General features: G+C 73.6%; 9 protein-coding genes. 1 reads left to right on the forward strand and 8 read right to left on the reverse strand.

All coding sequences use genetic code 11. The annotated features are described in order from the left end of the window. Nucleotides 1-23: 23 nt before the first annotated feature. On the reverse strand, nt 24-437 hold the full coding sequence (locus tag QFZ75_RS25150; protein ID WP_307540348.1) for a globin: 414 nt from the start codon (nt 435-437) through the stop codon (nt 24-26). A gap of 104 nt (nt 438-541) precedes the next feature. On the opposite strand from QFZ75_RS25150, the gene QFZ75_RS25155 reads away from it, so the two are divergent. Further along, nucleotides 542-1,537 carry a methyltransferase domain-containing protein gene (locus QFZ75_RS25155; protein ID WP_307540350.1) on the forward strand — a complete coding sequence of 332 codons (996 nt, stop codon included), beginning with the start codon at nt 542-544 and terminating at the stop codon, nt 1,535-1,537. 21 nt (nt 1,538-1,558) lie between these two features. Here the strand turns inward: QFZ75_RS25155 and QFZ75_RS25160 are convergent, their stop codons facing one another. The 7 genes from QFZ75_RS25160 to QFZ75_RS25190 all read right to left on the reverse strand — a co-directional run bounded on the left by QFZ75_RS25160 (nt 1,559) and on the right by QFZ75_RS25190 (nt 12,977). Next, nucleotides 1,559-3,127: an FHA domain-containing protein gene (locus QFZ75_RS25160; RefSeq protein WP_307540351.1), complete on the reverse strand. Its 1,569-nt coding sequence runs from the start codon at nt 3,125-3,127 to the stop codon at nt 1,559-1,561. 104 nt (nt 3,128-3,231) lie between these two features. Further along, the gene (locus QFZ75_RS25165; protein ID WP_307540352.1) at nt 3,232-4,578 is read right to left on the reverse strand and encodes a VWA domain-containing protein; all 1,347 of its coding nucleotides are present in this window, start codon (nt 4,576-4,578) and stop codon (nt 3,232-3,234) included. A gap of 207 nt (nt 4,579-4,785) precedes the next feature. Further along, nucleotides 4,786-6,279, reverse strand: coding sequence for a PP2C family serine/threonine-protein phosphatase (locus tag QFZ75_RS25170; protein ID WP_307540354.1), 1,494 nt, complete (start codon nt 6,277-6,279; stop codon nt 4,786-4,788). 3 nt (nt 6,280-6,282) lie between these two features. Then, the gene (locus QFZ75_RS25175; RefSeq protein WP_307540356.1) at nt 6,283-9,084 is read right to left on the reverse strand and encodes a serine/threonine-protein kinase; all 2,802 of its coding nucleotides are present in this window, start codon (nt 9,082-9,084) and stop codon (nt 6,283-6,285) included. Further along, complete coding sequence (locus QFZ75_RS25180; protein WP_307540357.1) at nt 9,081-10,403, reverse strand: hypothetical protein; 1,323 nt, start codon at nt 10,401-10,403, stop codon at nt 9,081-9,083. The genes QFZ75_RS25175 and QFZ75_RS25180 overlap by 4 nt, the downstream gene beginning before the upstream one ends. Nucleotides 10,404-10,488: 85 nt before the next feature. Further along, entirely contained in the window at nt 10,489-11,511 is a 1,023-nt protein-coding gene (locus QFZ75_RS25185; RefSeq protein WP_307540358.1) for a glutamate ABC transporter substrate-binding protein, read from the reverse strand. Between the two features lie 14 nt (nt 11,512-11,525). Continuing rightward, complete coding sequence (locus QFZ75_RS25190; RefSeq protein WP_307540360.1) at nt 11,526-12,977, reverse strand: hypothetical protein; 1,452 nt, start codon at nt 12,975-12,977, stop codon at nt 11,526-11,528. Between the last annotated feature and the right edge of the window lie 275 nt (nt 12,978-13,252).

Genomic DNA, 13,252 nt, shown 5'->3' on the forward strand with positions numbered 1-13,252 from the left:
CCGGTGGGGTCGGTGCTCCGGGCTCAGCCCTCTGTGTTCACCATCGAAGCCGCCGCGTACGTCAGGTAGTTCCACAGGGTGTGCTCGTGCTCCTCGGAGAGACCGAGCTCGTCGACGGCGACCCGCATGTGCTTCAGCCAGGCGTCGTGCGCGGCGCGGTCGACCGCGAAGGGGGCGTGGCGCATCCGCAGCCGGGGGTGGCCGCGGTTGTCGCTGTACGTGGTCGGGCCGCCCCAGTACTGGATCAGGAACAGCGTGAAGCGGTCCTCGGCCGGGCCCAGATCCTCCTCGGGATACATGGGCCGCAGCAGCGGGTCCTCGGCGACACCCTCGTAGAACCGGTGCACCAGGCGCCGGAAGGTCTCCTCGCCGCCGACCTGCTCGTAGAAGGTCTGCTCCTGCAGCGTGCCGCGCCGTATCTCTTTCACACCGTCCATGGTCTCAGACCGACCGGCCGAGGACCGGAGGCTTAGGACCACCCGTCCCAGGTGCCTGCCTCCCGGCGCTCGCCTCCCGGACCGTCCCGCAGCACAGTGGAGGTATGAGCGCGCGTGCCACCGGCCACGGGCCCGACGACCTCGCCGCCGCGGCGCGGGCGGCGCGGGCGGGACTGGTGCGCGAGATCGGCGCGAGCGGGGCCTGGGACGCCGACCCGGTCTGGCGGGCGGCCTTCGAGAGCGTCCCGCGCCATCTCTTCGTGCCGTACTACTACGTGGGCGTGATGGGCGGCTACGAGCGCAGATGGGGCGAGGACCCCCGCCCGCACCGGCGTGAGGAGTGGCTGCGCGGGGTGTACACGGACGTCCCGCTGGCCACGCGTGTGCGCGACGGCGAGCTGGTGTCGTCCAGCAGCCAGCCGTCCCTGATGGCGAAGATGCTGACCGAGCTCGCGGTACGGGACGGCGACGCGGTCCTGGAGATCGGCGCGGGCACCGGCTACAACGCGGCCCTGCTCTCGCACCGGCTGGGCGAGGAGCTGGTCACCACGGTCGACCTGGACCCGGAGATCACCGAGTCCGCCCGGCGGCACCTGGCCGCGGCCGGTCACCGGCCGGCCGTCGTCACCGGTGACGGGGCGCGCGGCTGCCCGGAGCGCGCCCCCTTCGACCGGATCGTCGCGACCTGCACGCTCGGTTCGATCCCGCTCGCCTGGCTCGCCCAGTGCCGGCCCGGCGCCCGGATCCTCGCGCCGTTCGCCACCGGTCTCATCACCCTGCGGGTACGGGACGCCGGGCACGCCGAGGGCCGCTTCCTGCACACCGCCGCCTACTTCGTGCCACTGCGCGGCGGCGCCCGGCCCGGACGCGAGGAACCGGACGCGGTCCTGGCGGGCCTGCCGCGCCGCGCCAGGGGGAGCGAACTGTTCCGCTTCCTGCTGACCCTGACGGCGGGCCGCCTGTCGGTGGACGAGGCGTTCGCGCTGTGGGAGCGCGAGGGGATGCCGCCGCGCGAGCGGTACGGGATCACGGTCGGCGACGGCCGCGCGTGGGCGTGGCTGGACGACCCCGCGGGGCCGTACGCCTGGCCGCTGCCGTAGCCGGACCGGGGTCCCGGGTGTCTAGCCCCGCCGGATCGTGATCGTGGTCCAAGCGCCCACGTGCACCCGGTCGCCCTCCTGGAGCGGTACGGGGACGAAGGGCTGGATGGGCTCCTCGGCTCCGTTGACCGTGGTGCCGTTGGTGGAGTTCTGGTCGACGACCGCCCAGTTGCCGTCCGGCTGCTGGACGAGGACCGCGTGCTGGTGAGAGACGCCCGGGTCCTCCGGCGGCACCGACAGGTCGATGTCCGGGGTGTCGCCCGTGGAGTGGCGGCGGCGGCCGATCGTGATCTGGTTGCCGCTGAGCGGACGCTGCTGTTCCGGTGAGTACGCGGGCAGGTTCAGCCCCGCCGCCTCCGGCCCCGACCGCTGCATCATCGCCATGAAGTACTCACGGTCGGGTCCGATGGTGATGTTCCAGGCGGGCGGTTGTTGTTGCTGCTGGTATCCGGGGGGTCCCTGCGGCGAGCCGGGCTGCGGGTAGCCGTAGCCGCCGCCGGGTCCGGGCGGGCCGCCGGGAGTGCCGGGTGCCGGGGGCGAGATCACCCAGTCGTCCTCGCCGCCGCCGAAGGACGGGCCGCCCGGTGCCTGCGGGCGCCCGGTCTCCTGCGGGTACCCGGGCGGGGCGGGCGGACCGGTCTGCTGGAACCCCTGCGGGCCGCCGGGGCCGCCGGGGCCGCCCGGACCGCCGTACCCGCCCTGGTCGCCCTGCGTACCGGGACCGCCGGGGCCGTTCGGTCCGCCGGGACCGCCGGGAGCACCAGGTCCACCGGGACCGTTCGGGCCACCGAACCCACCGGGGCCGTTCGGACCACCGGGGGCGCCGGGGCCGTTGGGGAAGCCGTATCCGCCCTGACCGCCTTGGCCGCCGGGACCGCCGCCCGGACCACCGGGCCCGCCGCCCGGACCGCCGTATCCACCCTGGCCGCCCTGGCCGCCGGGACCGCCCTGGCCACCGGGACGACCCTGGCCGCCGGGACCGCCGGGGCCCGTGCCGCCGCGGCCCGGCTGCTGCGGCACCTGTCGTGACGGGTCACCGGGGAAGCCCTGGGGGTCCTCGCCGTAGGGCGGGATCGGTTCCGCGGGCCGGTTCATCTGGGAGGGCCGGGAGCCCTGGTAGTCGAAACCGCCGTGGGTGGGACCCGACTGCCCGGGCGGCGGTGGCTGCTGCTGGAAGCGGAGCGCCGGGTTCTGCCCGCCGGGACCGGGACCCGGACCACCGGGACCCGGACCACCGGGACCCGGACCACCCGGGCCGGGGCCCGGGAGACGCGGCGCGGCCGGGGTGTACGAGGTCGCGGTGTTCGTCAGGAAGTTCCACCGGCACTCCTCGCAGAACGGCGCCCCGCCCTCACGCGGGGTACGGCACTGCGGGCACAGCTCCGCCTCGGGCGCCGAGTCGGGCACCGCGGAGAGGTGGGGGCGGCCGCCCTGGCCGGGCGGCGGCTGCGAACCGGGCGGGGGATAGCCGTAACCGGCCGCCGGGGGCGGCGGGGGAGGCGGCGGGGGCACGGCACCGGCCATGCGGTGACCGCAGACCTCGCACCAGTCGTCGGAACCCGACTGGTGTCCGTTCGGGCAGGTCGGCATGTCGGCGCTTCCCCCTCTCCTCGTCCGGCCCGCAGTGGACCGTAAGTCGTGCAGAACCGCGTGCATGATGCTCGCGTACCGCTACGAACCGTGTACGTACCGCTCTACTTCTTCACACGAACAGTCTTCGTGGACCGGGTCTCGAGAGTCATCTCGTCGGCCTCCGTGACCTTCGCCTTCAATCGCACAGTACCCGCCGCGGCGTCGACCACGTCCACCACCTTCGCAAGCAGTTTCGCCGTATCCGCGTTTCCGGAGGCACTCGCGAGCTGAACCGCCCGCCCCAGTTTGGCCGTTGCCCCGTCCGCGTCCCCCGCTTTGCGTGCGTCCAGACCCTGCTGGATGACTTGTGCCAGTTCCGCCTGACCCGTGTAGTGCGCGACCTGCGGGTTGATCGACGTGGACGCCGCCATGTCGTCGGTCCACACGGCCCGTACGAGCCCCTGTGCGCCCAGTGTCTGCGCGGTGCCGTCGCCCTGCGGGATCACCAGCGAGACCCGGGCGGCGAGCATCTCCTGCCCGAGGTCGGCCTCGGGGACCTCGACGCACACGTGGTAGTCGCGGGACTCGTCCCCCCAGGAACCGGTGGGGTAGTCCCCGGCCCGCGGACCCGCCTCGGTACGGCGGTCGGTCAGCTGCTCGACCGTCGGCGCGACCTGCTTGACGAACTTGATGGAGGTGCCGACCGGGGTCCACAGCCGCAGCGCCACGTCCGCGACCTCCTTGCCCATGGCCGTCTCCATCATCTGCGTGAAGTCGGCGGACAGGCCCGCCGGATCGGCCACGATGTCGGCGGTGCCGAGCAGCGCGGACGCGATGCCCGTGACTTCTTTCACCTCCCAGTCCGTGCCGACCCCCCGCGCGTCGGCGGTGAAGCGGCCGGCGGAGGCGTCCAGGGCCGCCTTCAGGTCCTCGGACGACTCGTGTTCGTTGCGGCCGTCGGTGAGCACGATGCCGTGCCGGATGGTGACGTCCGCCGAGGACAGCAGCCGGTCGGCCAGCCGCAGCCAGGTGCCGATCGCGGTGCCGCCGCCCGCGCTGAGCTTGCGCAGCGCCTGCTTCGCCTGGTCACGGGTGCGCGCGTCGGCCACCGCGAGGGCGCCGCCGCCCGGGTAGACCTCCTTGGCCACGTGCGTCCCGCCGATCACCGCGAAGTGCACGCCGTCGCGCAGTGCGTCGATCGCGGCGGCCGTCGCGTCCCTGGCGCCGCGCATCTTGGTCGGCGGATAGTCCATGGACCCGGAACAGTCGACCATGATCGCCACGGCCGCGTCCGGGCCCTGCCCCGGTGTGTACAGGTGGGGTGCCGCGACGGCGCTCCCCACGGTGCCGCCGCCGGTGGAGGTCACCGTCACGATCGCGTTGACCTCGCGGCCGCCCTCCGGCAGGTACTCGTTCTGGTAGACCTCCACCGAGAACTGCGGCACGTTCGACTTCGAGAAATTGGCCATGCCTTCTCTGCTCCCCCTCAGGACTCCCACAGGACGTGGGTGATGTCGGTAGGCGGACCGGTCCCCTCCGGTCCTGACCGTCCCGAGGCCGCCGCGGCCCCTGCCGCCCCCACCGCCTCTGCCGTCCTTGTCGTCCCTGTCGCTTCTGTTGTCTCTGTTATCCCTGTTGCTTCTGTTGTCTCTACCTTTTCGTACCGCTTGGGCCTCTTAGGCCGATCCTGCCCCCTGCGGCGGCGCCGGGAACGGAAGGACGGCCACTGTTACGTTGTCGTGGCCCCCGCCGTCCAGGGCGTGGCCCACCAGGACCTGGGCGCTGTGCAGCGGCCGCTCCGCGGCGTCGGGCGGGACGACCTCGGCCAGCTCCTCCGCGCCCTCCGCGTAGTTCCACAGCCCATCGGTGCACACCACCACCACACCGGGCCGGTCCGGCTTGAAGGAGACGGTGTGCGGCTCCAGTTCGTACGCGTCCGCGCCGAGCCAGCCCGTGATGGCGTGGGCGCGGTCGTCGGCGTACGCCTCCGCCTCGTTCATCAGGCCCGCGGCGACCATCTGGGCCGCCCAGGAGTCGTCCTCGGTCAGCCGGGCCGGCGGTGCCGACCGGTCCACCGGCACCCAGTAGGCGCGGCTGTCGCCGACCCAGCCGATGATCAGCAGGGTGGGGGTGACGACGGCGCCGACGATCGTGCAGGCCGGGGCGTTGACGTGCGGCTGGTGCTCGTGGGCCGCCGGGGCGGGGACCGCCAGGGAGTTGACCGCCTCCGAGGCCGCGAGGATCGCGTCGTGCATGGCCTGCTGCGGGTGCGTACCGCGGGGCAGGGCCGCCAGGAGGGACTCGCCCGCCGCGCGGGAGGCGGCGAGGGATGCCTCGTCGGGGCGGGTCGCCGAGGAGACGCCGTCGCAGACGACGGCGACGACGGCGGGCGAGCCGTCGGACAGCGCGGTGGAGGACACGGTGAACGCGTCCTCGTTACGGTGGTGGCGCAGTCCGCGGTCGCTGACCGCGGCGACCGCGTCCAACTCCTCCTCCATGTGGTCGCGCTCGCGCGGCTGCGCGTGCCCGCAGTTCTCGCAGTAGCCGTCGCGGTCGACCTGACCGGCCCGGCACGCCACACAGAACTTGAGTCCCGCGGGGGGCGTCGCGAGGTCGGCCGTCCGCGGATCGGCCGGCGGCATCGCGGCCGGCGGTGTCTCGGGGGGCAGCGGGGCGGCGAGCGGGTACTCGTCCGGCTCAGGCGCCGCGGCGCCGGCCGGCCCGCCCGGCGACGTGTACGGCGAGGCGTGCGCCGGTGCCTGGGCCGGGGCCCGGCCCGGCGCAGGGGGCGGCGGGGCGGCGGGCGCCGCGTGCGGCGGGACCACAGGCGGCCCGTGCGGCGCGGCCGGGTGGTCGAAGCGCACGCCCGGGCTGCCGGAGTGCCCGCCCGGGCCGTCGGAGCCGCCCGACTCGCGGCCCTCCAGGTCCGTCGGCAGGACCATGGCCGCCGGGGTGTCCGAGCCGGCCGGCTCGGGCGCGACCGGCCAGTCCACGGCGGCCGCGGCCGGAGGGGGCCGCGGCGACGAGCCGTTCATGGTGATCGTGGGATGGTCGTCGGGCGGCGCGGGCACGGCCGACAGGTCGTACCCGCACGCACCGCAGAAACGGTCTCCCGACTCCAGCGGTTCCTCACAGCTGGGACAGGCGGCCAGTTGGGGCATCTGCGACATGAATTACACCCACGTCCGGGGGCGGTAGCGGTTGGCGCGCTCCACCAGATCGATCCTCTCCTCGCCACCTGTGGCGAGCCTGGCCAGTGTCCGGTACGAACGCTCCAGACCGAAGCGCAGGCCCCGCTCGTCCAGGTCGCTGCCGAGCAGCACGGTCCGCACACCGGTGGCCGGTGGGGCGGAACCCTGGATACCGGAGAGTACCCAGTCCAGGGCGCAGCCAAGGACCTCTGTGGACAACTGCTCGCGGCGCACCGCGTCCAGGCCGTACCCGTCCAGGGCCTCGACCTGGGCCGCGGCCGAGGTCAGGTCCTCCAGGAACGGCGTCCCGGGCGGCCCCGAACCGCCGGTTCCCTGCCGGGGGACCGCGGGAGGCGACCCACCGGGTCCACCGGGTCTGCCGAGTCCGTCGAGTCCGCCGAGTCCGTCGGGCCCACCGTGCGCATCCGGAGCGCCGTGCGCACCCGCAGCACCCGGCGGCAGCGGCCCCGCGGCGGTCGGGGCGGGCGGTGCCGGCGGTGCGGCCCCGGCCAGGCGCTGCCGCAGCCGCGCCCGGACGGCGGCGACCCGCGCCGCCGTGTAGTGGATGGAGGACTCCGGCACCGACTCCAGCGTCCGTACGGCGCCGGAGCGGTCGCCCGCCGCGAGCTGGACGCGGGCCAGCCCGAACGCGGTGCTCACATAGCTCGGGTCGGTCGTCCACACCAGCCGGTAGTACTCGGCGGCGTTGTCCAGCTGGCCGAGGACCTCCGCGCACAGGCCGAGGGCCAGCTTGGGCGCGGGCTCACCCGGGAACGCGTCGTAGATCGCGTCGAAGGACACCGCCGCGACCTCGTGGTCCCCGGTCGCCAGCGCCGCCACGCCCCGGTACCAGACCACCCGCCAGTCGTCGGGGTGGTCACGCTCCAGGGTCTCCAGCGTCCCGGCCGCCTCGTCGAACCCGCCCATCTCCAGGCCGGCCCGCAGCTCGCGCAGCCGCAGCTCCAGGGAGCCGGCCGGCGCCGCGCGCAGGGCGGTGATCAGCTCCGCGGGCGCGGAGGTCATGAGGCCCGCCAGGAACCCGGCGTTCGGATCGCCGGGGTCGACGTGCGGGACCGGCAGGGCGAGCGCGGCGGCCGCGGTGTCCAGCGGCCTGACGAGGGAGGCCGGAGCGGGCGCGAGGGCCGTAACACCGTTCGCCCCGCCCGCCTGCGCCACGGAGCCGTTCGTCCCGTCCGCCTGCGCCGGCGAACCGTTCCTGCCTGTTGGCGCCGGTCTGCCTCTCCTCGCCCGCACGGGCACGGCCCGCACCCCCAGCCGCGACACGTCGCCGCTCAACCTGCCGAACAACTCGGTGTCGGTGACCCTCAGTTCGGGCCCGAACAGGGTGGACAGCGCGGGCCGCGGATGCCCCGTCTGTACGGCGACGACCTCGCGCAGCACACCGGTGAGCTGCTCGGACATCTCCTGCGCGGAGGCGAACCGGCGGGCCGGGTCGGGGTCGGTGGCCCGTACCAGCAGCCGGTAGAACGACTCGTAGGTGCGGAAGACCTCGATGTTGTCCGGGTCGGGCAGGGAGTCCACGAACACGTTCGTGTAGCCCTGGAAGTCGAAGGACAGCACCGCCAGCGTCCGGGCGACGGTGTAGAGGTCGGAGGCGACCGACGGGCCGACGTCGGCCACCTCGGGGGCCTGGTAGCCGACCGTGCCGTAGATGGCCGACTCGTCGTCGTCCATCCTGCGCACCGCGCCCATGTCGATCAGCTTGAGCTGGTCCTCGGTCTGTATGGCGTTGTCGACCTTGAAGTCGCAGTACAGGAGGTTGCGGCTGTGCAGGTGGCCCAGCGCCTCCAGCGCCTCGATGCCGTACGCGCAGGCCTGCTCCACCGGCAGCGGGTCGCGCTTCCCGGCCGCGGTGCGGCGGCCGTTGGCGATCTCCTTGAGGGACTTGCCGCCGACGTACTCCATGACGATGTAGCCGTCGAGGGAACCGGTGCGCTGGTCGAGGTGCTCCACGAAGTTGTAGATCCGCACGATGTTCGCGTGCTCGATCTCGGCGAGGAAGCGCCGCTCGGAGATCGCGGCGGCCATGGCGTCCTGGTCGCCCGTGTCGAGGAGGCCCTTGAGGACCACCCAGCGGTCGGACACCGCCCGGTCGACGGCGAGGTAGACCCAGCCGAGCCCGCCGTGCGCGAGGCAGCCCACGACCTCGTACTGGCCGTGCACGATGTCACCGGTGTGCAGCTTCGGCACGAACGAGTACGGGTGGCCGCACTTGGTGCAGAACCCCTCCGTGCGCCCGGGCAGGTCACCGCGCGAACGCCCCACCGGGGCCCCGCAGTCGGACTTCGAGCAGAACCGCTTCCGTTCCGGAACCTCGGGGTTGTCCTGCACCATGGCGCGCGGATCGGGCCGCGGCACGCCGGGGACCTGCACGAGACCCATGCCGAGCCGGCTGCGGGCCGAGGTCCCGGCCGCCGAACCGGAACTGCGCACCGACACCGAGCGGCCCGACGTCCGCCCCGAGACGGAGCGCGACAGGCGGCCCGACACCGAACGCCGGGACTGGGCCGACCGCGACGAGGAACGGGACGAGGCACGCGAACCGGAGCGCGAACTGCCGCCGACGGAACCGCGCGAGCCCCTGCCGCCCGCCGTGATCCCGGTCGGCGGGGAGCCGACCATGCCGGTCGACGAGACGACCGGTGCCAGACCGCAGGTGTCGCAGTACAGCTCACCGCCGCCCACGTCCTCGTACGCCCCCGTGCAACCGGGCCGCTGGCACGGCTTCTGCCCACCCTGCCGACTCTCGTCCGGCTGACTCATGACTCCCCCCTCCGGTCCTGCGGTCCGCCGTGGCCGGGGACCCTCGGCGTCAGTGCCTCGGCGGCCGCCTGCTGGTAGCGCAGCACCGCCTGTTCCGCCACCCGCAGGTCGCAGGGCGCGCTCCACAGCATGCGGCGCGCCGCGTCGTACCGCTCCACGAGCAGCGGGTCCTCCGCGAGGCCGTGCCGGGTGACCTTCGCCCGGTACGCGTCGAGCCGGCCGCGCAACTCCGCGCGGACCGCGAGCGGCGCGGTGACCGCGGACAACGACTCGCGCGCCCGCAGCAGTTCGTCCTCGGCCTTCTCCTCCAGCGACTCCAGCAGCGGTGACAGGCGGTGCCACTGGGCGTGCCTGCGGTACTCGGAGGCCGTCGCCAGCTGCTCCTGCAGCGCGGTGGACGGACCGCTCACCGCGGGCACCTCCGACGCGGCGATCTTCGCCAGCACCTCGCCGCGCGCGCTACGCGCCTCGGATAGCGTGCGGTCCGCGCGGCTCAGCACGTCCCGCAGCCGCACCAGCCGCGCCTCCGCGTCCTGCCGCACGGTGAGCACGGCGTCGATCTCGCGGCGCACCTCCTCCAGGGCGCGCGCCTCCCGGTCGTACCGGGTCGTGTCGGGGCGGCCGCCGCCGGGCGCCGAACTGCCCTGCGCGGGCGACCAGAAGGCCAGAGGGTCGGACACCACCTGCTCGCGCAGGGACGTCAGCGTGCGGGTGATCCGCTCCAGGTCGTCCCCCGAAGGGTGCTCACCGGGGCGTACGCCCACGGAGTGCGCGAGGCGCCGGGTGCGCTGCAGCTCCGCGGCCAGTAAATCTATCCGGGCGGGCAGCGCCGACCACACCGCGTCGGCCGCGACGACCATGTCCAGCGACGACGCGTACAACTCGTTCATACGGTCCACGAGTTCGGCGAGGGTGAAGCGCTCGCTCAGCCTGCCCGTGCCCGCCATCGTGGGCGCGGCCGCCGTGGCGGAGGCGCTGCCGGCCACCGTGACGCTCTCGCCGCGCAGCAGCTCCGTCAGCTCCGCGAGGTCCTCGCGGCTCGACCAGCGCCGGCGGGAGCGGATCTCCCGAGCGGAGCGCAGCGCGCCCGCATACGCGTCGAAGTACGCCCACAGGAGGGTGATCGACGCGTCCGCGGTCTCCCAGCGCTCCTTGGTCGTGCCGGTGAGCCCGGCGCCCTCGAGGAGTCTGCGGCCCGCGTGGTCCTGGAGGGCGAGGAGCGAGGTCTCGATGGCCTCGTGCTCCGCGCCGAGCCGCGCCAGCGCACGGTCCACCTCGTCCCGGTCCAGTACCGGCCCGGATGGTCCCGTGACGCCCATCGATCACCCCTCGCTTCTTCCGCACTGCCTGCTTGCCCTGCCGGGTACTTCGGGTGCTTCGGGTGCCCGGGACACCCGAAGCGCCTCAGGACTGCCCGTACTCGACGGGCGGCGGCCCGGACGACGGGCCGAGGCCGGCGGCCAGCCACTCGTCGTACGACTTCTGCCAGCCGTCCTTGCGGTAGTCCACCAGGATCTGGTTGACCCGGCGCACCAGGTCGTCCGCGTCCTTCTTCATCGCCACGCCGTAGTACTCGTCGGTGAACGGCTCGCCCTTGAGCTGGACCGTCGGGTCCTGGGCGGCCTGGCTCGCCGCGAGGGCGCTGTCGGTGACCACGGCGTCGACCTCGCCGAGCTGCAGCCGCACCAGGCAGTCGAGCTGGTTGGGCACCGTGCGCTTCTCGAAGTCGGCGGACGCGACGAGCGTCCCGTCCTCCTTGCCCGCCTCCAGGGCGCTGAAGGCGGTGGAGCCGGCCGCCGTGCAGATCCGCCGGCCGGCCAGCGACGTGTCGTACCCGGTGATGTCCGACTTCTTGGGCGCGAGCACCTGCTGGCCGGTCTCGAAGTACGGGGAGGAGAAGGCCACGTCGTCCAGGCGTTCGCAGTTGATCGTCATGGTGCGCACCACCATGTCGACCTTGCCGCCCTTGATCGCCGGGATGCGCTGGTCGGTGGGGATGGCCCGGAAGCGGACGTTGTTGTCCTTCTTGCCGACGATCCCGTCCGCGATCGCGTGCACCAGGTCGATGTCGAAGCCCTCCAGTTCGGCCTTGCCCGACGTGTTGTTCGGGTCGCGGTAGCCGAAGCGGTAGCTGTTCTGGTCGACGCCGACGATCAGGTAGCCGCGCGTCCTGATCGCCTGGACGGTCCTGCCGTTCACCTCGCCCGAGGACGGGTCGAGGCTCCGCTTCTCGGGGTCGGTGCACTCCTCGGCCCTCACCTGCTCCACGTGGGCCGCACCCCGCCCGGCCGCGTCCGGGACGTCGACCCCGCGCGACTGGGCCACCGGCAGCAGCAGTGCGAAGACCGCGGCCAGGGCACAGACGACGGCCATGGCGGCCACTCCGCCCCAGCCCCTCAGACTGGCCCGCAGACGCCGTGCGTTCATCGTCACGCCCCCTCTCACCGGTACTCCGACAGCCTGCGCCCGATGCCGAGCAGCGCGCCGCCCGCGGCCAGCCCGGCGAGCACCGCGGCGCCCACCACGAGGCCGTTCATCGCGCTGCGGCCGTCACCGGCCGCCCGCTCGAACTCGGCCCGCTCGTGCTTGAGCGCGGCCTCCAGGTTCGTGTCCACGCCCTCGAAGCACTCGCCCGTCGGCTCGTCCGCCCTGGAGCCGATGATCTTGTCCAGTGCGCCCTGGTAGTTGCCCAGCGTGTCCTGCGCGCGGGCTTCCTTGTGCCGTTCCTTCCAGACCTTCATGTTGCCCGTCGCGGCCTCGACCGGCTTCACGCCCGCACGGTCGTCGGCGAGTTCCGCGGCGGCGGCCAGTTTGACGGTGAGGTCCTTCATCTGCCGCTCGAAGTCGTAGTCGTACACGTCGACGACGGTGTTGTCCTTGCCCACTTCCTTGGTCTCCGCGCCGCGGGCGACCAGCGTGAGGTTCTCGTTGCCGCGGGCCTTGAGCGAGGCGATCCGGGCGTCGTTCAGCGTGTTCAGCGAACGGACCCCGTGGTCGTACGACTCGTTCAGTCCGGCGCGGGCGACCGTGTGGCCGACGACCAGCCAGAGCACGACGACCGTGGTGGCGGCCGTCGCGGCGGCCAGGCCGTGGTTCAGTACGCGGTTCGTGCGGCGGTAGTTGCGCAGCTGCGCCCACCCGAGGCCGCCGATCGCGAGGACACCGGCGCCGATCGCGATCCACGGGTAGGGCGTCGCGTCGTCGTAGTCGGAGCGCAGCCGCTGGTTCTCCACCGTGTAGAGCCGCTCGGCCTCCGCGAGCATCACCTGCATCTTCGAGTTCGCGTACCGCAGGTAGGCGCCGCCCAGGGGGTAGCCCTGGCGGTTGTTGGCGCGGGCCCGCTCGACCAGGCCCTTGTACTCGGGGAGCATCTTGTTGAGCTTGGTGACGGACTTCTGCGAGGTGGAGCCGGGCTCGGAGTTGGCGGCCGCCGTCACCAGCTTGTCCGCGGCCACACGGATGTCCGCCTCGTACGTCGTGCGGGACGCGGCCGTCTCCTGGCCGCCCGCCAGGAAGCCGCTGGAGGCCGCCGTGTTGGCGTCGGCGAGCGAGCGGTAGATGTCCGCGGCGTCGGCGCTCAGCGGCTGGCTGCTGTGCAGCACGTCGTCCGCGGCGGCCGAGCGGTCCGCCGTCTCCCAGGCGGTGACCGCGCCGAAAGCGATGACCAGGACGGCGAGGACGGCGCCGATGATGCGCAGCCGTCCCGGCTCGGTGGTCGCCGCGGCACGCAGCCGGTCGACGCCCTCCGCCCACGCCGTGCGCCGCGGGGGCTCGGCCCCGGACCCGCCCGGTCCGCCCCGCGGACCCGGTGGCGGCGCCTGCGGCGGGACCGTCGCGACCGCGCCGGCCGGCGCGCCCGGTGGTGTCGCGGTGCCCTGCTGCCCGTATGTCACCTGACCTCCCCCATGGTCGACGCCGGTCACCTCCGCCCGGCGCCGAGGAGCACGGGAGGAGACGCACGGCCGCAAGTATCGCCGCCGGGACCGACATCCGCACAGGCCTTGACTCGATCTTGTGCGGATTGCAGCACAGCGAAGATCCCGCACCGTCCCTGCTCTTGAATACGCCAACCCGAACTGTTCGGTTCCCGGCGCGTTCGGCTTGTTGTCCGGTCGGTGCGGTGCGGACCCGTCGATCGGGTGAAGCCGCGTAGACGCCGGGTGCGTCT

Source organism: Streptomyces sp. V3I8 (genome assembly GCF_030817535.1).
Lineage (GTDB): Bacteria > Actinomycetota > Actinomycetes > Streptomycetales > Streptomycetaceae > Streptomyces.